We start from the raw sequence: 22780 nt of genomic DNA on the forward strand, positions 1-22780 counted from the left end.
GGTCCCGTCTCAAGGCCGGGACGACGGCGTTGACTGCAGCGCCATTGCACTCCCTTTTCCCCGCGCTACCATGCCCTCAATCCACGATCGAGGGAGAACGCGGATGAGCTCGCTCGCAAGCCTGCAGGGGCCGCGCTACAAACATGCTGCGGACGAGACTGCCCCCTATGAGACCATCTCCGTCGACAAGCTGACGCCGATCATCGGCGCAGAGATTTCAGGCATTGATATTGGCCAGCTGGTCTCCGACGGCTCGTACAACAACCGCCAGATGGACGAGATCCATCGCGCGCTCGCCGAGCACCTCGTCATCTTCTTCCGCGATCAGCACATCACGCCTGAACAACATCTCGCCTTTGGCCGCAAATTCGGCGAGCTGCATATCCATCCGGCAGCGCCGCATGACGGCAGCGATCCGGCCCTGATGCGCATCTACGCCGACAAGGATTCACCGCGCGCCAATGGCGAGGGCTGGCACTCCGACGTGTCCTGCGACGTCGAGCCGCCGATGGGCTCGATCCTCCACATCCGGCAATGCCCGCCCGCAGGCGGCGACACGCTGTTCGCCTCGATGTACGCCGCCTATGAGGCGCTGTCGGATCGCATGAAATCCTATCTCGACGGGCTGACCGCCTTCCATGACGGCGAGAGCGTCTATCGGGGGCTCTACGCCAACTACGGCGTCGCCGACCGGCCGGCCTATCCGAGCGCGGAGCATCCGATCGTGCGCACCCATCCGGTGACCGGCAAGAAGGCGCTCTACGTCAACCGCGGTTTCACCCGCCACATCATCGGCATTCCCCGCGACGAGAGCGATGCCATTCTCGCCTATCTCTACCAGCACGCGGAGAACCCGCTGTTCCAGTGCCGCTTCCGTTGGACCGAGAACGCGATCGCATTCTGGGACAACCGCTGCACCCAGCACCGCGCGATGTGGGACTACTGGCCGCACACGCGTTCAGGCACGCGCGTCACCATCAAGGGCGAGCGGCCGGTGTGAGGGCAAGCCTGCTATTCCAGCCGTCATCGCCCGGCTCGACCGGGCGATCCAGCACGCCGAGACCTCTCCTTCATCATCCGCCGTCTCGAAATACTGGATCACCCGCTTTCGCGGGTGATGACGGATTGAGCGAGTTGTAGGGTGGGCAAAGGCGCAAAGCGCCGCGCCCACCGCTTTCAAGGATGATCCCGGTGGACGCGCTTCGCTTCGCCAACCCGACAGCTCAAACTGGACACGTCATTGCGAGGAGCCGGAGGCGACGAAGCAATCCAGAGCCGACCTCGAGATCTGGATTGCTTCGCTATCGCTCGCAATGACGGCACAATGAACGATGAAAGAGTCCGCGACCGGAGTCAAAAGCAATGAACCTCGACGTCCGAGAGATGACGCTCGACGAGATCGGCATCGTCATCGACTACTTCCACTCTTCCACGCCAGAACATCTGGAGCTGATGGGCGTCGATCCGACCCGGCTGCCGAGCCGGGCCGTTTGGGCCGGCCGCTTCAAGGAGCTCTATGCGCAGCCGCTCCCCGAGCGCGCAAGCCTTCTGGTCCTGTGGCGGCGCGACGGCAAGCCGATCGGCTTCTCCAGCTGTGACAAGATTGTATACGGCAGCCGCGCCAACATGCACCTGCATGTCACCGAGCCTGAGCTGCGGCAACAAGGCATCGGCGCCGAATGCGTTCGCCGCAGCGTCGACATCTATTTCCGCACGTTCAGTCTCAAGCAGCTGTTCTGCGAGCCGAACGCCTACAATGTCGGCCCGAACCGCACGCTGCAGAAAGCCGGCTTCAAATATCTCAAGACCTACAAGACGGTGCCCGGCTATCTGAACTACCACCAGGCGGTGACGCGCTGGGTGATCGAACGCTGAAGCAGAGCTAGCGGGCACGGCGCGCCCAGCATACGCGTCATGCGCAAATTGCCCGTCGTGTTACTTTGCCGCAGCCGTGTGCGCTTGTCGTGTCGGGCAAATCACCGGCAGATTCTTCGCGTCTCGGCCCGATGAGAGGGGCGCTACGCGATCGTCACGAGCGTTGGGCCGCAGATGCGATGGACGCGACATGTCGCAGTGAACTTGTCAGTTCACGGACGAACGATGTATCGCGGACGGTGAAATCGCGTGGTCCTGGCCTCCCGGTGCTGAGGCCAAGTTCGCGTCGCTCGACGAGCGCACGGATGACGGGGGCAAGAACGCCGGTCCCCGGGGAGAGCGCGTATAAGCCGTAAACCACTCGCGCAGGGAAGGCCGGAGCGATCCGGCTGAGCCTGTGGTTCCTGCCCCGTGCACTTCTTCACGCACGGGGGCCGCGGGTATCAGTCGATGCCCGGCCTTCCCTGCTCCCTCTATTAGTTAAGGGAGCCACGCTGCAGCAAGACTCGGGCGCGATTGCGTCGCGGGAATGCGGATGCATACACCCATGTCCGCTTGACGTTTGAGGATGGTGATGAGCTTGCACCCCGCGTTCCACTGCCATCCCGGCCTTGCCTGTCCGCCGCAGCTGGCAGAGCGAGGGCGGAAGCCGGGACCCATATTCCAGAGACGTCCGTTGTCGGCGAGTTGCCGGACCATCGTTCGCAACAACAACGGCGTGTGGTTATGGATCCCCGCTTTCGCGGGGATGACGACTGAGGATTTGGCGCGAGCGTCGGATCGTCAGCTGCCAGACCTACTCCGGAATCTCGCCAAAATTCTCCCCGATCGGCAGCACGGCATGACGGATCAGGCGCGAGTCCTCCACCGCGGCCTGGCGATGCTTCACGGCCTCGCGATAGACGGGATCGCGGATCATCTCGACGAAGGCGGCGACGGAGGGATACTCGGCAATGAAGCAATGATCCCAATATTCCTCGCGCGGTCCGATCAGCATCAGTTCGAACTTGCCTTGCCAGACGATGCGACCGCCGAGCCGCTTGAACACCGGCCCGCTCTCGCGGCCATAGGCGGCATAGGCTTCCGCGCCGCTCGCCTTGCGGCCGTCAGGATAGGCCGCCTCCTTGCGCAGCCGCACCAGGTTCAGCATGTGGATCGGACCTGCGCGGTCGCGCGCACGAAATTCGGCAAAAACCTCCTTGGTCGGATCGACGTATCCCATGCGCGTTTCCTCTCGTTAACTTTGCCTTAACCATAACAGCGCGTGCACGTCGTGAAACACCTAATTGGGCGTTAACCTCTTGCTAACCGGCCTTTAAACTCCAGCGATTAGCGTGATCGGACCAGGTTGCGGGCACAATTGCGTATGGCGGGACGAAAGAAGAGCGGCGGGCGTAAGGAGCCGCTATTCGGCCTCGCGGCGGCCATGCACGATCTGCGTCTCGACTCCAAGGATCGCATTCCCACGGCTGAGGATCCGCCGAAGAAACCCGCAGCGAAGCGCAAGCCGGTCATCGACGACGCTGACGACGAGCCGCCGCCGCGCGAGACCAAGCCGCGTCCTGCCAAGGGCAACAAGCGCATGAGCAAATCGCGTGTCGGTTTCTCGATCGGGCGGATGTTCTATTGGGCGCTGGTCTGCGGCCTCTGGGGCGTGATCGCGCTGGTCGGGGTCGTGGTGTGGGCCGGCGCGCATCTGCCGCCGATCCAGTCGCTGGAAATCCCCAAGCGCCCGCCGACCATCGAGATCGTCGGTCTCGACGGCAGCGTGCTGGCGCAGCGCGGCGAGATGGCCGGCGCCAATGTCGCGCTCAAGGAGCTGCCGCCCTACCTGCCGAAGGCCTTCATCGCGATCGAGGACCGACGCTTCTATCAGCATTTCGGCATCGACCCGATCGGCATCACCCGCGCATTGGTCGCCAACGTCCTGCATCGCGGCGTCTCGCAAGGCGGCTCGACGCTGACGCAACAGCTCGCCAAGAACCTGTTCCTCACCCAGGAGCGGACGCTGCAGCGCAAGCTGCAGGAGGCCGAGCTCGCGCTGTGGCTGGAGCGCAAGCACTCCAAGAACGAGATTCTCGAGCTCTATCTCAATCGCGTCTATTTCGGCTCCGGCGCCTATGGCGTCGAAGCCGCGGCGCAGCGCTATTTCGGCAAGTCCGCGCGGCACGTCACGCTCGGCGAAGCGGCGATGCTCGCGGGCCTCGTCAAATCGCCCTCACGGCTGGCGCCGAACCGCAACCCGGAAGGCGCGGCGAAACGCGCCGAGACCGTGCTCGCTGCGATGGCCGACGCCGGCTTCATTACCGATGCACAGGCGAAGGCCCAGATCGCTCATCCCACGATCACCGTGAAGCCCGCCGGCGCCGGCACGGTGAACTACGTCGCCGATTGGATCGGCGAGGTGCTGGACGATCTCGTCGGCCAGATCGATCAGTCCATCGTGGTCGAGACCACCATCGATCCGAAGCTGCAGTCGGCAGCCGAGGCCGCCGTGATCGACGAACTCGCCGCCAAGAGCGTGAAGTTCAATGTCAGCCAGGGCGCGCTGGTGGCGATGACTCCGGACGGTGCGGTTCGCGCGATGGTCGGTGGCCGGAATTATTCCGAGAGCCAATATAACCGCGCGGTCACCGCCAAGCGCCAGCCAGGCTCGGCATTCAAGCCGTTCGTCTATCTCACCGCGATCGAGCAGGGCCTGACCCCGGAGACGGTCCGCCAGGACGCGCCGCTGGAGCTGAAGGGCTGGAAGCCGGAGAACTACACCCGCGAATATTTCGGCCCGGTGACGCTGACGCAGGCGCTGGCGATGTCGCTGAATACGGTCGCGGTGCGCGTCGGCCTCGAGGTCGGGCCCAAGAACGTCGTGCGTACCGCGCATCGGCTCGGCATCGCCTCCAAGCTCGATCCGAACCCGTCGATCGCGCTCGGCACATCCGAAGTGTCGGTGCTCGAGCTGGTCGGTGCCTACGCGCCCTTTTCCAATGGCGGCTTCAGCGTATCGCCGCATGTCGTGACCCGGATCAGGACGCGCGAGGGCAAGCTGCTCTATCTGCGCCAGGCGGATCCGCCGACCCAGGTGATCGAGCCGCGCAATGTCGCGATGATGAACCAGATGATGCAGGAGACCTTGATCTCCGGCACCGCGCGCAAGGCCGAGATTCCCGGCTGGGTCGCGGCCGGCAAGACCGGCACCAGCCAGGATTTCCGCGACGCCTGGTTCATCGGCTACACGGCCCGCCTCGTCACCGGGGTCTGGCTCGGCAACGACGACAATTCGCCGACCAAGAAGGCGACCGGCGGCGGCCTTCCGGTCGAGGTCTGGAGCCGTTTCATGCGGTCAGCGCATCAGGGCGTGCCGGTGGCGGCGCTGCCGAACTCGCAAGGTTCGGGCCTGGTGCCGACCTTGGCGCAGATCACCTCGCAGATCACGGCGCCCACCGCTCCGGCGGCGCCAGCGCCTGCAGCCAATTACGGCGGCGGCCGCTCGGCCACGCCGACGCGCACGGCGGCGCGTCCGGAGGCCGCAGCAGGCCTCGACGGCTGGCTGGTGGACCGTCTGTTCGGCGGACAGCGTTGACGGCGGCGCGGCGAAGCGGCGCGATCAGGCGGCGGGCTGAGCGGCGTCCTTCGGCAGCTTCGTTTCGGCGGAGGGTTTGGGCGAAGCTCCGGCGAGCGTACGGCCGATCTGCTTGAGCATATGGCTCGCACGATCCGCACTGTGCTCCAGCAGCCAGCGCCCGAAGCCTGCAGCCGGCAGGGGCCGCGCATACAGGAAGCCCTGCAGCGCCTCGCATCCGAGCTCGTGCAGCAGGTGGCGCTGCCCCTCGGTCTCGACGCCTTCGGCGACGACCGCGAGGTCCATGCTCTGCCCGACCCGGACCACCGCGGTCACGATGGCGCGGGTGCCGGGGTTTTCCTCGACGTCGCGCATGAAGCTGCGATCGATTTTCAGCTCGCTGATCGGCAGCTGCGCCAAGCGGCTGAGGCTGGAATAGCCGGTGCCGAAATCGTCCAGCGACAGCCCGACGCCGAGATTGCGCAGCTCGCTCATGGTCGCCACCACCGTGGCGCGCTCGTTCAGGAACACACCCTCGGTGATCTCGAGCATCAGGCGGTTCGGCGGCAGGCCGAATTCGCCAAGGATCTGCGCGACGCGCGCAGCCAAATTGACGTTCTGGAAATTGATCGGCGACAGGTTGACCGAGATGCTCGGAATATCGAGCCCGGCCCGCTGCCAGATGGCCATCTGCCGACAGGCCTCGCGCATCGACCACAGCCCGATCTGCTCGATCAGCCCGCATTCCTCGGCAAGCGGAATGAATTTCGATGGCGACACGTCGCCGAGAACCGCATCGTGCCAGCGCGCGAGGGCTTCCACCCCGTGAATGCCGCCGTCCTGCGACCGGATCTGCGGCTGGTAATGCAGGCTCAGGGCCTCGTTGGCGACCGCATCCCGCAGCGCGGTGCTGTGCATCAGGCGCTGCTCGGCGATCTTGTCGAGATCGGCGCTGAAGAAGCGATAGGTCGCGCGCCCCGCACTCTTGGCCTTGTACATGGCGGCATCGGCCTGCTTGATCAGCGTGTCGATGTCCGAGGCATTGTCCGGATAGAGGCTGAGCCCCATGCTGGCCGACATCGGCACCTGCCGAGTGCCGATCGTAAGCGGCACCGCCAGCGCCGCGGTGATGCGGGCGGCCATCAGCGAGGCCTCGATCGAATCCCGGTTCGGCAGGAGCACCAAGAACTCGTCGCCGCCGAGCCGGCCCAGCATGTCGCCCGGCCGGAGCTGCCCGCGCAAGCGCTTGGCAAAGACGACCAGGAACTCGTCGCCCGCGGCATGGCCGAGCGTATCGTTCACGTCCTTGAAATTGTCGGCGTCGAGATAGGCGACCGCCACATGCCCGCCCTCCGGGCAGGCCTCGAGCGCCGTCGCGATCAGCGAGCGGATATGGGCGCGGTTGGGCAGGCCGGTCAGCATGTCATAATAAGCGAGGCGCGCGACCGCAGACATCGCCTCCTGCCGTTCGATCGCCAGCGCGCCGAGATCGACGCAGGCGTCCACGATCCGCTCGTGCCAGTGGCTCGGGCCGCGGCATTCCCGGAAGTAGAAGGCGAACGTTCCGATCACCCGGCCGTCCTTCCCCTTGATCGGGGTCGACCAGCAGGCGCGCAGCCCCGCGGCCAGCGGCTTCTCCTTATAAGGCTGCCAGCGCGGATCGGTGTCGATATCCTGCGCCAGGACCGGCTCGTCGAGATAGGCGGCTGTGCCGCACGAGCCAACCTCCGGCCCGATCGGGATGCCGTCCAGTGCGGCCGAATAATCCGGCGGCAGGCTGGGCCCGCCGAGCGGGTGAACCACGCGGTCCGCGTCGACGTGCAGGATGGAGCAGACGACGTCGGGCGCGAGCTCCTCCACCCGCCGACAGAGCCGGTCGCAGATCTCCGTGATCGGAAGATTGTCGGCGAGCGCCGTCGTGATCAGTTGTTGCAGCGACCTCAGCTGCTTGCTCTCGCTGATGTCGCTGAGCATGCCGACCAGGTATTTCACGCGGCCGCGGGCATTGCGATGCGCCTTGACATAGGCGGTCACCCAGATTTCTCGGCCGCTCTTGTCATAGACGAGGACTTCCTCCTCGCCGCCGCGGTCTTCGCCGAACCAGAGCTGCAGCCTGTCGATGGCCTGTCGATCCGTGCATGGACCGACCATGAGCTCGTCGACACGACGCCCGATCGCCTCGCCGCGCTGATAGCCGAACAGGTCGGAAAACGCGGCATTGGTATAGATGATCTCGAGATGGTGATCGGTCACCACCATTGCCCGGTTGGTCTGATCGGCCACGGAATGCAACAGCGCCAGCCGGTCGCGCCGCTCGACTTCGGCCGAGACGTCTCGCGCAAACAGCGCAAGCCGGGTCGTCCCGCCAACATCCAACGGCGATGCAGTCAGGCTTACGCAGATGCGCTTACCTTCGCCTGGTCTGAGGATGATCTCGACCGGCGGTGGCATGATCTCGCGAACGTCACCGGGCAGCGGCTGTCCGGCCTCGAGCGACGTCTTGAAGATGGGATGGTCGGGCCGGATGCCCAGACGGCTGACATCGGCGCCGATCAGTGCGGCGCGGTCGAGTTGGAACAGCCGTTCGGCCGCTGCATTGGCATGCCGAACGCGCAAGTCCTCGTCGAGGATGACCACAGCTTCGCTGGAGCGTTCGAGCGCGGCCAACAACACGTCGGCAGGTTCGGCCATGGGCTACTCGTGGGGCGCATCACGTTCGGTGGAAACGCAGCCGCGCTCGGTTGGAGTCGACGTCTCATCACCTGGGGTTAGAAGCCCTAGTTGTGGCAAACTCCCCCTTACAACGGCGTTAAGACCGAGGCTCCTTGTGCGCGCTATCATGCTTAAGGGAATGCTACCCGGGGCGGGATTGGCGAGATGAGGTCGCGCCAAAAGAAAAGGTCCGGACCAGCCGGACCTTGTCATGCCTTGATCGTCAAAGCTTCAATCGTCGATGCCGTAGCGATGGAGATCATTGCCGCAGGTGTCGAGCCACTTCTTGGCGCGTTCCACCGAACCGCAGATCCGCCCGCAGACTTTCCAGAACCGCGGCGAGTGATTCATCTCGATGAGATGGGCGACTTCGTGAGCCGCGAGATAATCGAGCACGAAGGGCGGAGCGAGAATCAGACGCCAGGAGAACGACAGCGAGCCCGCCGAGGTACAGGACCCCCAGCGGCTGGACTGGTCCCGGATCGACAACCGCTTGACCTTGACGCCAAGCTGATCGGCATAGGCCTCGGCGGCCTTCTGCAGATCGCGCCGCGCCTCCCGCTTCAGGAAGTCGTGCACCCGCCGCTCGACATGCTCGATGCCGCCGGCCACGCAGAGGATCTTCTCACCACTGTCGCGCGTCTCGGTCCACACCGTGCCGCGCTCGCCCGCGCGATGCACGATGCGGTGGGGTGCGCCACGCAGCGGGACGATCGTTCCAGGCAAGAACGGTGCCGCCTTCGGCAAGCGGCCGAGACGTGCGGCGATCCAGGCGCCGTGACGCTGCGCGAAGTCTTTGGCTTCCGCGATGGTGCCACGCGGAGGCATTGTCAGGATCGCTTCGCGATCCGAGGGGTGAATTCGCAACGTGTAACGGCGCGCCCGTCGATGGCGGCGCAATCTGATCGAATAGATTTGCGAGCCATGCTTGACGAGAAGACGCGAAGGTTCGGCGGGCCGCCGATAAAGGAGCGCGCGAGTGGCCATATATGTCAGTCCGGGGAGTAAGAGTTCGCCCGGATTCTGCCATATCCGCCGCCAGGGAAAGCGCTCGGCGCAAAAACAAATCATTTGCCCAACATACAGGGGTTCGGCGCCTTCCGAACCCCAGACCTTGGGCCTGAAAACAACGTTTTTGAGTGAATCTCGAGTCAAAAGCGTCGCTCAAGGGGTGACGCCATATTCACCCCTTGACTCATTCATGGAACTCGGTTTCACCGGGCAAATCAACGCCTTACCCGTACCCGGATTCGAGCCGGGCAACAGCGGTCAAAGCGGCTATCCCGCGGCGAGAGCGAGCAATGACTTCGGATCCGCGGCCGACATCATGAAATCAGAGATGCGCGGCACGATTTCCGACTTGAATCGCGAGCCATTGAACACGCCGTAATGTCCAACGCCGGGCTGCACGTAATGAACGCGGCGATGCGCCGGGATCGACGTGCAGAGCCGGTGTGTCGCTTCGGTCTGTCCGAGACCGGAAATGTCGTCTTTCTCCCCTTCCACCGTCATCAATGCCACACGCATGATCTTGGATGGATCGACCGGATTGCCGCGATGGGTCATTTCCCCCTTCGGCAAGGCGTGCCTGATGAACACCGTCTCGACGGTCTGCAAATAGTATTCCGCAGCCAAGTCCATCACTGCGAGATATTCGTCATAAAAGACGCGATGTTTGTCGACCTGATCGCCGTCGCCCTTCACCAGATTGGCGAACAGCGCCTTGTGAGCATCGACATGGCGGTCGAGGTTCATGCTGATGAACCCGTTGAGCTGCAGAAAGCCCGGATAGACGTCGCGCATGACGCCGGGATGCGGGAACGGCACTTTGGTAATGACGTGGTTGCGGAACCAATCGATGCCCCGCTCGACCGCAAGCTGATTGACCGCGGTCGGATTGCGGCGCGTATCGATCGGGCCACCCATCAACGTCATCGACAGCGGCACGAACGGATCGCGCTCGGCCTCCATGATCGAGATCGCCGCCAGCACCGGCACGGCGGGCTGGCAGACTGCCATCACGTGCATGTTGGTGCCGAGCGCATGAAGCATCTCGATCACGTAATCGATGTAATCGTCGAGATCGAAGCGGCCCTCCGCCAGCGGCACCATGCGCGCGTCGGCCCAGTCGGTGATGTAGACCTCATGCGTCGGCAGGAACGCCTCGACCGTACCGCGCAACAGTGTCGCGTAATGGCCGGACATCGGCGCGACGATCAGGAGCCGCGGTTGCGGGCTGCGCAACGGCCGCGTCAGCTTGCGATCGAAGTGGAGCAACCGACAGAACGGCTTTTCCCAGACGTTGCGGACCTCGACCGGGGTTTTGACGCCGTTGACCTCGGTCTCGTCGAGCCCCCATTCCGGTTTCCCATAACGGCGCGTGGTGCGCTCGAACAATTCGCAGGCCGCCGCGATCGATTTGCCGGCCTCCGTATGCGTCCAAGGATTCAGCGGATTTTGAAACAGGATCTTGGTGGCGTCCGTGACGGCCCGCGCAGGATTGAGCGAGGCATGCGCCATCTCGTACATCCAGTACATCGGCGTGGTCAGGACCGGACTGCCTTCCGACGCCAGCGGCGGCGCGCCGCCAAACTCACCTATCGGCATTCTCTTCAACCCTCTCGGCAATGCAGCATAGTGCCGAATGCGTAATTAAGCGTCAATGCGCTGCCGCGCCAGCTAACGCGTTCAAGCGGCAAAATCCCCCGGGAATTCACGGGAAAACATGAATTATTCACCACTGGCGAGCAGCGACCCGGCCCGTCGCGCGCTCCGCAACAGGGCAATGAATGCCGCAAACGACGCCAATAGCAGGGCGGCATTGAGCGCAAGCGAAGCCAGCATCAGATCGGCACGAAACACGTGCTCGATCAGAAGCGCACGCATGCCCTCGAAAACATAGGTCGGCGGCAGCGCCCAGGACACCCATTGCAGCCACCCGGGCAATACGCTGACCGGATAGTAGACGCAGGCAAGCGGCATCAGCGCGAACATCAACGTCCACACGATGCCCTCGGCGCCCAGACCGTTGCGCAGCACGAGACCCGACACGAAGATGCCGACCGCCCAGGACGTGAAGATCAGATTGCAGAAGAAGGCGATCAGCGGCAGGCCCAGGCTGTAGAAATTGAATTGGAAGAAGACGATGGCAAGCAGGGTCATCGGGATCACGCCGATCGCCAGCCGCACCAGGCTCATCGCCATCAATGCGATCAGGAACTCGACCGGCTTGAGCGGGCTCATCATCAGGTTGCCGAGGTTTCGCGCCCACATCTCCTCCAGGAACGAGATGGAGAAGCCGAGCTGGCCGCGGAACAGAATGTCCCAGAGGATGACGGCACCGATCAGGGTGCCGCCCGCGCGTGCAAAGAAGCCGGCGTTGGTCGCTATATAGGTCTGCAGGAACCCCCAGGTGATGATCTGTAGCGTCGGCCAGTAGATCAGCTCCAGGAGCCTCGGCCAGGAGGAGATCAACAGATACCAATAGCGCAGGATCATCGCGCCGATCCGGTGCGGGGCAATGGCGAACGAGAGATCGTTCATTGCGCGACCTCGCGATGGCGGCCGCGGGCTACGTCGAGGAATACCTCTTCCAGCGTGCTCCGGTTATAGCGCGCCATGATCTGCGCCGGGCTGTCGTCATCCTCGATGCGGCCGCGCTTCATGATGATGACCCGGTCGCAGAGCCGCTCGACCTCCAGCATGTTGTGGGAGGCGAGCAGGATCGTCGCACCGCACCGCTTGCGATAACGTTCGAGATGGCCGCGCACCCAGTCAGCCGTATCAGGATCGAGCGAAGCGGTCGGCTCGTCCAGGAGCAGAAGCTCGGGATCGTTGATCAAGGCCTTGGCCAGGGCCACCCGCGTCTTTTGCCCTGCCGACAGCTTGCCCGAGGCCCGATCGAGAAAATCGGCAAGATCGAGATCGGCAGCGAGCTGCGCGATCCGGTCTTTCAGGTTTTCGACCGCGTAAAGGCGGCCAAAGATCGTGAGGTTCTGCCGCACCGTCAGTCGCATCGGCATGTCGACATAGGGGCTTTCGAAATTCATCCGCCCCAGCACCGCAGCGCTTTCATCCGGCATCCGATGTCCCAGCACCTCGACCAGGCCCGAGGTCGGCAGCACCAGCCCCATGATCATGGCGATCGTGGTGGTCTTGCCGGCGCCGTTGCCGCCGAGCAGGCCGGTGATGCTGCCGCGGCCGATCCGAAACGAGATATCGTCGACCGCGCGGGTCGCCTTATAGACTTTCGTCAGATGCGTGACCGCGATAGCCGCCGAAATATGCGGATCCTGGGCGGCAGCGCTGGACAAGGCTGCGTCATCATGTGTCATGGGCCCCGTTCATTGGGCCATTGCGCTCCGAAGCGCAACAGGCCAAGGACGTGAACAGGCCGATTTGTCGCCGCCATCGGGCGGCACTAAGTTTCGGGTCATGACCGACACGCTGATCACGGACACGCCGGATACCCAGCTTCGCCATCCGCGGCGACGGGTCCGGCTCGACACCATTCTGCGGCTGCGCTGGCTGGCTGCACTCGGGCAGCTGACCGCGATCTTCGTCGTGTTGCAGGGATTGGAATTCGATCTTCCGGTGGTGCCCTGCCTTGCCGTGATCAGCGTATCGGCGCTCCTCAATCTCGCGCTGCAGATCGCCTTCAATCCGATGCAGCTCTTGGAACCGCGCTATGCCGGTGCCCTGCTCGCGCTGAACATCGTCGAACTGGCAGTATTGCTCTATCTGACCGGCGGGTTGGACAACCCGTTCTCTTTCATGTTCCTGGTGCCCGTCCTGATCTCGGCGACGGCTCTGCCGGTCCGGCTCACCGTGGCCCTTGGATTGCTCGCAGTCGCCTGCGCCAGTGTGCTGTTATTCTATCACATGCCGCTGCCCTGGGTGGTTGAGGAGCCGCTGGATTTCCCACCGATCTATATTTTCGGTGTTTGGCTTTCGATCGCGCTCGCGATCGGCGTGACCAGCCTGTATTCGTTCCAGGTCACCGAGGAAGCGCGCAAGCTGTCGGACGCGCTCGCGGCCACCGAGCTCGTTCTCGCACGCGAGCAGCATCTGACCCAGCTCGATGGACTGGCGGCAGCCGCGGCGCACGAGCTCGGCACCCCGCTCGCGACCATCGTCCTGATCTCACGCGAGCTCGAGCGGGCGCTGCAAAGCAACGATCAGGTCGCAGACGATATCAAGACGTTGCGCGAGCAGGCGCAGCGCTGTCGCGACATTCTCAGCAAGATCACCCAGCTCTCATCGACCGGATCGATGTTCGATCGCATGAAGCTCTCCACCCTGATCGAGGAGACGGTGGCCCCGCATCGGGATTTCGACGTCGACATCAAGGTGCGCATTGCAGTCGCCGCAAGTCCGGAGCCGGTCGGCACGCGCAATCCCGCGATCCTCTATGGCGTCGGCAATATCCTCGAGAACGCGGTGGACTTCGCTCGCGATACGGTCGAGGTCAACGCCTGGTGGAACAAGGATACGGTCGAGATCGTGATCTCCGACGACGGTCCAGGTTTCGCGCCTGAGATCCTGAAGCGGATCGGCGAACCCTATCTCTCACGGCGCCGCGGCAACGACGAATCCCAGGGCGGCGGTCTCGGGCTCGGGGTGTTCATTGCGCGGACGTTGCTTGATCGCACCGGCGCCAAGGTCTCGTTTACCAATCGCTCATTTCCCGACCATGGCGCGGTGGTGCAGATCGTCTGGCCACGGGAGCGGTTCGAGGCCGTCGAGGAAGGTGAAATCAAGGCATCATGATCGACGCGAGCCCCTAGCCCCCGGCAGGTCCTGCCTGACAGGAAGCCACTGATACCAATGATGAAAAATGCGCGGCGTCACGCCGCACGCCGACCGCCTTGGCAGATCATGGGCGCGACGCCATATGTTCCGCGAGCTTTCCCGTAAACCCAAGCCTTTCCGAGGATGACCGTGGGTGCCATCGCCGAACTTGCCAGTCAGCCCGACCGTTCGCTGCTGATTGTGGAAGACGACAAGCCGTTCCTGGAACGGCTCGCGCGGGCCATGGAGACCCGCGGCTTCATCGTCACTTCCTGCGAAAGCGTGGCCGATGGTATCTCGCAGATCGGCAAATCAGCTCCCGCCTTTGCGGTCGTCGATCTCAGGCTCGGCGACGGCAACGGGCTCGACGTCGTCTCTGCGCTGAAGCGCAAGCGCCCCGAAGCCCGCGCAATCGTCTTGACCGGCTACGGCAATATTGCCACCGCCGTCACCGCGGTGAAAATGGGCGCGGTCGATTATCTCGCCAAACCTGCCGATGCCGATGATGTCGTGGCGGCGCTGCTCTCGACCACCACGGAAAAATCGGAACTGCCGCAGAACCCGATGTCGGCCGACCGAGTCCGCTGGGAGCACATTCAGCGCATCTACGAGATGTGCAACCGCAATGTCTCGGAAACGGCACGCCGGCTCAACATGCACCGCCGCACGCTGCAGCGCATCCTCGCCAAGCGGGCACCGAAGTAGGCGGCCTCGGCTCGAGGCCGACCGGCAGCCGCCGGAATTTCAGAATTCCTGATGTCCTTGCGGATCGATCAGCCGGCTCATCCGCTGCGCAGCGACAAGCGCAAACCGCACCGTCATCAGCTTGCGTGTCGGCGCCGGTAGCTTGTGCAAGGGCGCCTCGCAGTGCAGATGCGCACCATAAGCATCGGCGACGATGAGCCCCGTCTCCTTCGGGAAGATCTCGCACGGCAGATCCTGCGTGAAGGCGAAGAACAGCCGGTCGCAATGCAGCCGGTAGTCCTCCCATTTGTTGTCCGCGCGCAGGTCCTCGACCGAGGATTTGATCTCGACGATCCAGATCTCGCCGCGCTCGTTGAGCGCCACGAGATCGGCGCGGCGGCCTGACGGCAGCGGCAATTCACTGACAGTGGCAAAGCCGAGCGAGCGCATCAGCCGCGAGGTCCCGCGCGCGACCGCCAGCGCCGTTTCGGACTGGCGCCCGTCAAGCGGAACGAGAGTGATCTTGGCGGCCGACGATTCCATGTGGCCAGAATAGCCGATTCCGCGGCCGACCCAAGGGCACTCTCATCATCACGGAACCGGGAACTCAGCGGACACCTTTGGCTTAACAAGCGGCCGCCGTGACGGCGGCGCCACAGGGGCGGCCGTCCATGATCGATGATCTCTGGTACAAGAACGCCATGTTCTACTGCTTGGCCGTCGGCACCTACATGGACGCCAATGGCGACGGCATCGGCGACTTCATCGGCCTGACCCGCCGCCTCGACTATCTGCACGGGCTCGGCGTCACCGCGATTTGGCTGATGCCGTTTCAGCCGTCGCCGCAGCGCGACGGCGGCTACGACATCGCCGACTATTACGGCGTCGACCCGCGCTACGGCACGCTCGGCGATTTCGTCGAGTTCACCCATGGCTGCAAGCAGCGCGGCATCCGCGTCATCTTCGATCTCGTCGTCAACCACACTTCCGATCAGCATCCCTGGTTTCAGGATGCGCGGCGCTCGAAGGATTCGCCCTATCGCGACTGGTATGTGTGGTCGGACAAGAAGCCGGCCAACGCCGAGTCCTGTTCGCATGCGTTGCGCCCCAACGCCGGAACAGCCGCCAAGTTCAGAGCAGGTTCAGAACGCACCCTGTCGGCCTTCGTCTCGGCTACGTTCGACAGGTCCATTCAACAGGGCGAAATCGTGCGTCTTTTCGCTTGGCGCGATGCCAAAAATGAGCATGCTTGGGGGCATGACCCAGAACACCAGGCAAGCAACCGAGAACAAAGCCAAGGCCGGCGCGATCATCGTTCCCGTCACGCCGTTCGAGCAGAACTGCACTCTCCTCTGGTGCGAGACGACCAAGAAGGCGGTCGTGATCGATCCCGGCGGCGACGTGCCTGTGATCCGCGACGCCATCGCCAAGACCGGGGTCACGGTCGAGAAGATCTGGCTCACTCACGGCCATATCGATCATGTCGGCGGCGCTGCCGAGCTGCGCGAAGCGCTGAATGTGCCGATCGAGGGCCCGCATATCGCCGACAAGTTCCTGCTCGACAACGTGGTGTCGAGCGGCGCCCGCTTCGGCATCACGGGGGTGCGCGATTTCACCCCGGATCGCTGGCTCGACGAGGGCGACCGGGTCGAGATCGGCGAGCTCGCCTTCGACATCTTCCATTGCCCCGGCCATTCGCCGGGCAGCGTGGTCTATTTCAACAAGGGGATGCGCTTCGCGCTCGTCGGCGACGTGCTGTTCAACGGCTCGGTCGGCCGCACCGATCTGCCCGGCGGCAGCCATGCCACGCTGATCCGGTCGATCACGGAGAAGCTGCTGCCGCTCGGCGACGATGTCGGCTTCATCTGCGGCCATGGCGCCGGCTCGAGCTTCGGGCAAGAGCGGATGACCAATCCGTTCCTGACCGGCGAGCTCTAGTCAGGGCAGCATCGAACGCGCAGGAGCTATTTCTTCAGGCCGGCCGCGTGCAACGCGCGCTCGATTACGGCGGCGACATCGATCTGCGGTCGCCGCGGCTTTCGCTCCGGATGCTTCGGCGCGCTCCTGGCAGCCGTTTCTGCCGGCTTTGTTGCGGCAGGCCGCAGCTCCGCCGGCGCTGGCTCGGCGGGCTTCCCATTCAGCGGCTTCGCATCAAGCGTCTTCTCGGCAGGCGCCTTCCCGTTAAGGGGTTTGCCATCAAGCAGCTTGGCATCCGCAAGCTGCTGATCCGCCGTCTTCGGCCACAGCATCTTGGTCAGGCTCGGAAGCGCGGCCGTAATCGGCGAGACCTGCGGAATGAGCTTGGCGCTCGGCGATTCCGGCGCCACCTTCGGCGGACGGATCCAGTCGGTGACCCCGAAGAATTTCGCGATGTGGTAGGAAGACGAGATTCCTGCCTCGAGCAGGAACGGTCCCTGCTTGCCGTAGCGCTTGTCGTTGGCGGCGAGCCCCAGCGGCGTCCCATGCGCCATGTCGGTGATGGCGAAGGCCTCTACGACCGGCTCGCCATCGGCGTTCCACCACTGCTGGCGCGGATAGCCGTCGACCTCGGCGGTCGCCATCGGCGGCAGCGGCAGACGATGCAGGTCGAGCCACTGCTTGACGATCTCGTCGGCATTCTGCGGATGCACGGTGCGGTCCGCCGTGCCGTGCCACACCGACAATTTGGGCCAGGGACCGCGGTGGCGTGAGTTGCCGCGCACCAGCTTGCCGAGCTCGCCGGCGGACCTCGTCTGCGGCATGCGCATCTGCATGATGGCATCGCGCATGTTGCGCGCCGTGCCGAACGGCAGACCGGCGATGACGGCGCCGCCGGCGAACAGCTCCGGATAGTTCGCCAGCATCGCCATGGTCATGGCGCCGCCCGCCGACAGGCCGGTGATGAAGACGCGCCGGGGATCGATCGCGAGATCGGCGACCATGCGCGCGATCATCTGCCTGATCGAGCAGACTTCGCCCTGGTCGCGCGTGATATCTTCCGGATCGAACCAGCTGAAACAGCGTTGGCCGTTGTTGGCGCGTTGCTGCTCCGGCAACAGCAGCGCAAAGCCGTAATGCTTGGCGAGCGTCGACCAGCCTGCACCAAGGTCATACTCGGCCGCGGTCTGGCCGCAGCCATGCAGCACGACGACGAGCGGCAGCAGCGGCTGGCGCTGCGCCGGCACATAGGCGAACATCTTCAAGCGGCCCGGATTGGAGCCGAAGCGGTCGATCTCGATCAGCGGAGTGGATGGCGCCGGCCGAGGCTGGCGCTGGAAGTCCCCAAATCCTGTGATGCCGTGCAGCTCTCGGAGCCGTCGCAAATATTCTACATTTTCAGCGAGGGACACCCGCAACTCCTTGTTGGCAGCGACGGAATCAACACGACATCACCTAAATAGTTGCTGCAATGCAAAATAAAAAGAAGCAGGATTCACCGTCTCCGGCAATTCTGTTGCGAATTTCTCGCTTGCTGCGATCTAAATGTCACGAACAGCGGCACACGCCATACAAAGCGGGTTCAACGCGATGTTTGCCGGCGCGATCGCGAGCCCAGCGGACCACGACTTTTACCTGCTGACAGCTTCGTGACGCGGCGTGCTGCGATTGTGAGCATCAAATGCCGCGTCAGAGCAATAGACACGTAAGATGTTTCTCGGCCCTCAGATCGCTTTCAGCTTGCGATAGGCGAACCACACCATTTTCAAGAGCAGCCAGCCGTCACGGAAGCGCGAGATCTGCGTCTCGCCGAACGTGCGCGCCTTGTAGTGGATCGGGGTCTCGATGATCTTCAGGTTCTGTTTTGCGGCGCCGAAGATCAGGTCGAAATCGCCGAACGGATCGAAGTCGCCGAAATAGCCGCGTTCTCTCGCCAGCACTTCATAGTCCTTGCGCAGCAGCACCTTGGTGCCACACAGCGTATCGGTGAGGCGGGTGTTCACCAGGAAGCTGAACAGATAGGCGAAGCAGCGATTGGCGATGAAGTTGAGCGGGCGCATCGCTTCGTCTTCCATCGGATAGACCAGCCGCGTGCCGTTGACGAACTCGGCCTTTCCGCTCTCGATGACCGTGTGATATTTCGGCAAGGTCTCCGGCGGCATGGTGAGATCGGCGTCCAGGATCATCAGCACGTCGCCGCTCGCCGCGGCGAACCCCTTGCGCACCGCGTCGCCCTTGCCCTTGCCGTCCTGTTTGAAGACCTTGATGTCCCACTGATCCTTGTAGGCGTCGCGGACGCGCTCGCATTCGGCGAAGGTGCCGTCGCTGGAATTGCCTTCGACGAACAGGATCTCCTGGTGCGATCCGAAGCGCGGCATGCGCTTGATCGCGTCCTCGATATTGCCGCGCTCGTTGCGGCAGGGAATGACGATGCTGGCGGAGAGCTTGCGATCCGGGAAATGTCGCACCGGGCGCGCCACCAGATATGTCCGCAGGCACAGCGCGCGGATGCCCGGCAGTGGAGCGATGTAGCTGTTGATGAACGTCCCAAGCCCGAACCAGCGCTGCGGCAACAGCTGCCGCTGTTCGTGGCGGATGACCTCGAAATCCGCGAGGTCCATCAAATTGAGGAAATCGGCGGTCGCGATGTAGTTGATCTTGGGCTGCTTGCGCCGCAGGTTCACGGCTTCGGCGGCCTTCAGGATCGGCTCCCACAAATGGGAGTAGTAAGAGATGATGATCCGCGTCGACGGCGCGCAGAGCTTCTGGATCAGCCGCATCGTGCCGTCGATATCCTCGAACATGCCGATGGTATCGGCGATGACGATGTAATCGAACGGCCCTTCGATCGCATCCAGTGTTGCGGGATCCTCGACGTCGCCGAGCACGAAATTGAGCTCAGGATGCCGCGCGTTCGCGGTGGCGATGGTCTGCGCGCCGAAATCGATGCCGACGCCGTAAGAAGGCTTGAGCCCGGCGAGCAGATCGCCGCGGCCGCAGCCGAGCTCCAGCACCCGCTTTCCCGGCGGGATCAGGAACTGCATGAATTTAAGGTCGTCGGCGTGATAGGCCGCGTTGAATTCGCGCCAGCGGTCGAGCTCCTCGACGTTGCTTTCATAGTGATCGAGCAGATCGCGCTTGCGCTTGCTCGGCAGTTGCAGCGTCGCGTTGGCGTCGGACGGCCTCAGATACATCACAGCCTCAGGCGAAAAGTGCGGATATTCCGGTTCATGGACGGCCCCCCGTTATAGGTCGCGCGGGCAGCGGGTCAATCGGCGCCCGCCGTTTAGGGCCGCGTATGGTTGCGCCGCTGCAACCGCAGGCCCATCCACGAAGGACGACCCGGCTGGGTGCAATCGCACCAGTGTTTCCGCCTGCGGCCGTCCTTGGTCACGCCAAGGTCACGAATGCAGCCCGCCACAGCGGACACGCCCCGTTCCGCGCAAGACGTCAATCCGCCTTGCGCCGCCAGCAATTGCCTAATCACGGTCCACCCCATAGCCTCTCCGAGAGACAACAATGAATTCCACGCGGGAGAAAACACATGGCGCGCCTCAAATTCGGAGCTTTCCTGGCTCCGCATCATCCGATCGGCGAGCATCCGATGCTGCAATTCCGCCGCGATCTCGACCTCGTCGCGCAGCTCGATGAGCTCGGCTATGACGAGTTCTGGTGCGGCGAGCATCATTCGAGCGGATGGGAGACGATCGCCTCGCCGGAGATGTTCCTGGCCGCGGCCGGCGAACGCACCAAGCGCATCAGGCTCGGCACCGGCGTCATCTCGCTGCCCTATCACCATCCGTTCAATGTCGCCCAGCGCATGGTGCAGCTCGATTACATGACCGGCGGCCGTGCCATTTTCGGCTCCGGCCCCGGCGCGCTGGCCTCGGATGCCCACACGCTCGGCATCGACCCGATGACGCAGCGCGACCGCCAGGACGAGGCCATCGCCGTCATCCGCCGCCTGTTCAACGGCGAGCGCGTGACCGCCAAGAGCGACTGGTTCACGATAAACGACGCCGCGCTGCAGATCCTGCCGCTACAGGAGGAGATGCCGTTCGTCGTGGCTTCGCAGATCTCGCCGTCCGGCATGACGCTCGCCGGCAAATACGGCATCGGCATCATCTCGCTGGGCTCGATGTCGACGCAAGGATTGATGGCGCTGCCGCAGCAATGGGAGTTCGCCGAGGACGCCGCGAAGAAGCACGGCACCACCGTGAGCCGGGCGAACTGGCGCGTGCTGCTGTCCTGGCACATCGCCGAGACTCGCGAGCAGGCGCGCCGCGAGGCCGGCGCCGGGCTGATGCGCTGGCACAACGAGTACACTGTCGGCACCCTGATGCGCCCCGGCCTGAAGCCGTTCGCCTCGCCGGACGAAGCCGTCGACAAGACCGCCTTCGTCGAGGGCGCCGCCTCCACCATCGGCACGCCCGACGATCTCGTCAAGACGATCAAGAACCTGATGCAGGTGTCCGGCGGCGTCGGCACCATCGTCGGATTCGTGCACGACTGGGCCAACCCCGAAAACACGCGCCGCAGCTGGGACATGGTCGCGCGCTACGTGGTGCCGGAGATCAACGGCTACATCGACGGCCTGCGTCGTTCGCAAACCTTCGTCATCGAGAACCGCGACATCTTCGAGCGCGCAGGCCAAGCCGTGATGGCCAAGATCATGGACAACGAGAAGGCCGCCGCCGCGCTGGCGCAAACCGGGCCAGGCCGAGTCGCGATCCCCGCGGTGAACGCGCCGGATTTGCAGGAGGCGGCAGCGAAGCGGAAGGTGTGAAGGGGCAGAGCGTGCGACGTAAGGCGAGCACGCTGCCGGCTCTCCCCTCCCCCTTGCGGGGAGGGGTCGGGGGTGGGGGTACCACACGAAGACTGCCGCTGAGTTTGCCCCTCCTTCATCCTCCCCGACGGATTCGATCTCACAGACCGTAGCGCGGATGAGGTATCCCAGCGTAATCCGCTGCTATCGATCAGAGCCACCGCCTCACTGACGAGAAACGTCGAGGCCGCTGACAAAACCTTCTGTCCACCGGCCATCCATCTCAAAAAGGATACGCCAGAAATAGCCCGTTCTATCGAACGACGGCGTGCCGTATAGACCATACACATCGACCCCACCGGGGACCGTTCCAAGGACTTCGCTTAACGCGTCGGCCTTTCTGTAAATCGTTACACAGGGGCTCATCAATTTGAGCGGAAATGTCGACGAGGTTGGTCTCCTTAGCACCTTTTTACGCGCACTGAGGCGCAATGCTATGTCGATGGTATTATCCAATACATAGGAAGCGCGATCCTCGATTCCCTCCGCAGCAAGCTTTTGCGGCTCGTGCTTCACGAGCCAATCAGCACCTTCCTTGCCCGACCGGTAGAGCGCCGGCGTCAGGCGTGAGATATTCCAGTATACCTCTGGGTCTATGCCATCCTTCATTAATTCAGACTCCAGACGGGAGTGATCGAGATGGACAAAGTCAAATGGCGTCTCGACATGATTTGCGATGAACTCGCGGCTGCAGGCGTAATCCGCCGCGAGCCAGCTCGCAAAAATCGGCTCGCTAAACCGGCCATCCCGATAACCTTCGATGCTACCGCGGCATTCATACTTGATGAACATAACTTTTCGACAAGTAATGAGACATTCGGAGTAATCTCCTCCATGGAACTGTCGTTCCGCCAATAGAAGAAGGCCCTTCGCTTCATCTGTCTCGGGAAGTAGATCGACGAGACTGACGGCCCAGAATGGCCTTCCGAAGATCAGAGCCGCTGCTTGGTCGAAGAACTCGCGAGCCGCCTGAAGATAACCCATCAATTCCGAGGGATTCGGAGGAATCCCTTGGTGCTTCGAAAGAACACGCACCTTGTTGATTTCAATTAGTCGTCTTCTGAAGGGCAGTTCCTTTTCGCCGAGCCGATCATTGACCTTGTCGATGTACTGTTCGAACTCCGTCTTCTTTCCGAGATCGACGTTGAGATAATCCGTGGCCGCTAAAAAAAAGACCTCGATTGCATCCTGAAGCGTATTGATCGCTGCGAATTCGGTGACTTCCCGACGCAAAACGGCGTTTTCCAACGCCTGATTATAGAGAAAACGGGCGAGAACGAGTCGCCTTAACACCGCCGAACTTAGCTCCGCGCGTGGTTCCTTATGGTCGTCCATTGCGTGCGCCCTTCCGATCATATCGTCAGCCCTTAGGGCGGATTAGAAAAACGTAATCCGCCGGCGCTGATGTGATTCGAATC

General features: G+C 63.2%; 17 protein-coding genes and 1 pseudogene. 8 read left to right on the forward strand and 10 right to left on the reverse strand.

Annotated features, from left to right (window positions below; all coding sequences use genetic code 11):
* Nucleotides 1-103: 103 nt before the first annotated feature.
* Together QX071_RS02335 and QX071_RS02340 are read left to right on the forward strand one after the other, a co-directional pair.
* Nucleotides 104-1000 carry a TauD/TfdA dioxygenase family protein gene (locus QX071_RS02335; protein WP_315702464.1) on the forward strand — a complete coding sequence of 299 codons (897 nt, stop codon included), beginning with the start codon at nt 104-106 and terminating at the stop codon, nt 998-1000.
* A 362-nt stretch (nt 1001-1362) separates the two neighbouring features.
* A complete protein-coding gene (locus tag QX071_RS02340) occupies nt 1363-1875 on the forward strand; it encodes a GNAT family protein (RefSeq protein ID WP_315702463.1) in 513 nt (170 codons plus the stop codon).
* A gap of 796 nt (nt 1876-2671) precedes the next feature.
* Here QX071_RS02340 and QX071_RS02345 read toward each other — a convergent pair.
* On the reverse strand, nt 2672-3097 hold the full coding sequence (locus QX071_RS02345) for a DUF1330 domain-containing protein (RefSeq protein ID WP_315702462.1): 426 nt from the start codon (nt 3095-3097) through the stop codon (nt 2672-2674).
* A 144-nt stretch (nt 3098-3241) separates the two neighbouring features.
* Between QX071_RS02345 and QX071_RS02350 the strand changes: the two genes are divergently transcribed.
* The gene (locus QX071_RS02350; protein WP_315702461.1) at nt 3242-5455 is read left to right on the forward strand and encodes a penicillin-binding protein 1A; all 2214 of its coding nucleotides are present in this window, start codon (nt 3242-3244) and stop codon (nt 5453-5455) included.
* A gap of 24 nt (nt 5456-5479) precedes the next feature.
* Here QX071_RS02350 and QX071_RS02355 read toward each other — a convergent pair whose 3' ends face one another.
* The 5 genes from QX071_RS02355 to QX071_RS02375 form a co-directional block, all read right to left on the reverse strand.
* Nucleotides 5480-8125, reverse strand: coding sequence for an EAL domain-containing protein (locus QX071_RS02355; RefSeq protein WP_315702460.1), 2646 nt, complete (start codon nt 8123-8125; stop codon nt 5480-5482).
* Between the two features lie 252 nt (nt 8126-8377).
* Nucleotides 8378-9217, reverse strand: coding sequence for a SprT family zinc-dependent metalloprotease (locus QX071_RS02360; RefSeq protein ID WP_315702459.1), 840 nt, complete (start codon nt 9215-9217; stop codon nt 8378-8380).
* A 207-nt stretch (nt 9218-9424) separates the two neighbouring features.
* Complete coding sequence (locus QX071_RS02365) at nt 9425-10753, reverse strand: polyhydroxyalkanoate depolymerase (RefSeq protein WP_315702458.1); 1329 nt, start codon at nt 10751-10753, stop codon at nt 9425-9427.
* A gap of 123 nt (nt 10754-10876) precedes the next feature.
* Complete coding sequence (locus QX071_RS02370; RefSeq protein ID WP_315702457.1) at nt 10877-11689, reverse strand: ABC transporter permease; 813 nt, start codon at nt 11687-11689, stop codon at nt 10877-10879.
* Nucleotides 11686-12480: an ABC transporter ATP-binding protein gene (locus QX071_RS02375; RefSeq protein WP_315702456.1), complete on the reverse strand. Its 795-nt coding sequence runs from the start codon at nt 12478-12480 to the stop codon at nt 11686-11688. The genes QX071_RS02370 and QX071_RS02375 overlap by 4 nt, the downstream gene beginning before the upstream one ends.
* Nucleotides 12481-12580: 100 nt before the next feature.
* Between QX071_RS02375 and QX071_RS02380 the strand changes: the two genes are divergently transcribed.
* Nucleotides 12581-13915, forward strand: a complete 1335-nt coding sequence (locus QX071_RS02380; RefSeq protein WP_315702455.1) for an ActS/PrrB/RegB family redox-sensitive histidine kinase — start codon at nt 12581-12583, stop codon at nt 13913-13915.
* A 171-nt stretch (nt 13916-14086) separates the two neighbouring features.
* Entirely contained in the window at nt 14087-14641 is a 555-nt protein-coding gene (locus QX071_RS02385) for an ActR/PrrA/RegA family redox response regulator transcription factor (protein ID WP_315702454.1), read from the forward strand.
* A 39-nt stretch (nt 14642-14680) separates the two neighbouring features.
* On the opposite strand, the gene QX071_RS02390 is transcribed toward QX071_RS02385, so the two are convergent.
* On the reverse strand, nt 14681-15163 hold the full coding sequence (locus QX071_RS02390) for an MmcB family DNA repair protein (RefSeq protein WP_315702453.1): 483 nt from the start codon (nt 15161-15163) through the stop codon (nt 14681-14683).
* Between the two features lie 128 nt (nt 15164-15291).
* Between QX071_RS02390 and QX071_RS02395 the strand changes: the two are divergent.
* Together QX071_RS02395 and QX071_RS02400 are read left to right on the forward strand one after the other, a co-directional pair.
* A pseudogene (locus QX071_RS02395) lies at nt 15292-15702 on the forward strand (alpha-amylase family glycosyl hydrolase); the annotation flags it as partial.
* Between the two features lie 163 nt (nt 15703-15865).
* On the forward strand, nt 15866-16558 hold the full coding sequence (locus QX071_RS02400; protein ID WP_409977479.1) for an MBL fold metallo-hydrolase: 693 nt from the start codon (nt 15866-15868) through the stop codon (nt 16556-16558).
* A 26-nt stretch (nt 16559-16584) separates the two neighbouring features.
* Here the strand turns inward: QX071_RS02400 and QX071_RS02405 are convergent, their stop codons facing one another.
* The gene (locus QX071_RS02405; RefSeq protein ID WP_315761691.1) at nt 16585-17949 is read right to left on the reverse strand and encodes a PHB depolymerase family esterase; all 1365 of its coding nucleotides are present in this window, start codon (nt 17947-17949) and stop codon (nt 16585-16587) included.
* A 312-nt stretch (nt 17950-18261) separates the two neighbouring features.
* A complete protein-coding gene (locus QX071_RS02410) occupies nt 18262-19731 on the reverse strand; it encodes a glycosyltransferase (protein ID WP_315702451.1) in 1470 nt (489 codons plus the stop codon).
* 350 nt (nt 19732-20081) lie between these two features.
* Here QX071_RS02410 and QX071_RS02415 point away from each other — a divergent pair, with 350 nt between their 5' ends.
* Nucleotides 20082-21323 carry an LLM class flavin-dependent oxidoreductase gene (locus QX071_RS02415; protein WP_315702450.1) on the forward strand — a complete coding sequence of 414 codons (1242 nt, stop codon included), beginning with the start codon at nt 20082-20084 and terminating at the stop codon, nt 21321-21323.
* A gap of 204 nt (nt 21324-21527) precedes the next feature.
* On the opposite strand, the gene QX071_RS02420 is transcribed toward QX071_RS02415, so the two are convergent.
* Nucleotides 21528-22697 (reverse strand): hypothetical protein, encoded by a 1170-nt coding sequence (locus tag QX071_RS02420; RefSeq protein ID WP_315702449.1) that lies wholly within the window; start codon nt 22695-22697, stop codon nt 21528-21530.
* Nucleotides 22698-22780: the final 83 nt, after the last annotated feature.

It is taken from the genome of Bradyrhizobium sp. SZCCHNS1022, from assembly GCF_032484835.1.
Lineage (GTDB): Bacteria > Pseudomonadota > Alphaproteobacteria > Rhizobiales > Xanthobacteraceae > Bradyrhizobium.

Coding starts and splice junctions, on each gene's coding strand:
- QX071_RS02335 (WP_315702464.1), top strand. CDS start 104: ATGAGCTCGCTCGCAAGCCTGCAGGGGCCGCGCTACAAACATGCTGCG.
- QX071_RS02340 (WP_315702463.1), top strand. CDS start 1,363: ATGAACCTCGACGTCCGAGAGATGACGCTCGACGAGATCGGCATCGTC.
- QX071_RS02345 (WP_315702462.1), bottom strand. CDS start 3,097: ATGGGATACGTCGATCCGACCAAGGAGGTTTTTGCCGAATTTCGTGCG.
- QX071_RS02350 (WP_315702461.1), top strand. CDS start 3,242: ATGGCGGGACGAAAGAAGAGCGGCGGGCGTAAGGAGCCGCTATTCGGC.
- QX071_RS02355 (WP_315702460.1), bottom strand. CDS start 8,125: ATGGCCGAACCTGCCGACGTGTTGTTGGCCGCGCTCGAACGCTCCAGC.
- QX071_RS02360 (WP_315702459.1), bottom strand. CDS start 9,217: ATGATTTGTTTTTGCGCCGAGCGCTTTCCCTGGCGGCGGATATGGCAG.
- QX071_RS02365 (WP_315702458.1), bottom strand. CDS start 10,753: ATGCCGATAGGTGAGTTTGGCGGCGCGCCGCCGCTGGCGTCGGAAGGC.
- QX071_RS02370 (WP_315702457.1), bottom strand. CDS start 11,689: ATGAACGATCTCTCGTTCGCCATTGCCCCGCACCGGATCGGCGCGATG.
- QX071_RS02375 (WP_315702456.1), bottom strand. CDS start 12,480: ATGACACATGATGACGCAGCCTTGTCCAGCGCTGCCGCCCAGGATCCG.
- QX071_RS02380 (WP_315702455.1), top strand. CDS start 12,581: ATGACCGACACGCTGATCACGGACACGCCGGATACCCAGCTTCGCCAT.
- QX071_RS02390 (WP_315702453.1), bottom strand. CDS start 15,163: ATGGAATCGTCGGCCGCCAAGATCACTCTCGTTCCGCTTGACGGGCGC.
- QX071_RS02400 (WP_409977479.1), top strand. CDS start 15,866: ATGCTTGGGGGCATGACCCAGAACACCAGGCAAGCAACCGAGAACAAA.
- QX071_RS02410 (WP_315702451.1), bottom strand. CDS start 19,731: ATGTATCTGAGGCCGTCCGACGCCAACGCGACGCTGCAACTGCCGAGC.
- QX071_RS02415 (WP_315702450.1), top strand. CDS start 20,082: ATGGCGCGCCTCAAATTCGGAGCTTTCCTGGCTCCGCATCATCCGATC.
- QX071_RS02420 (WP_315702449.1), bottom strand. CDS start 22,697: ATGGACGACCATAAGGAACCACGCGCGGAGCTAAGTTCGGCGGTGTTA.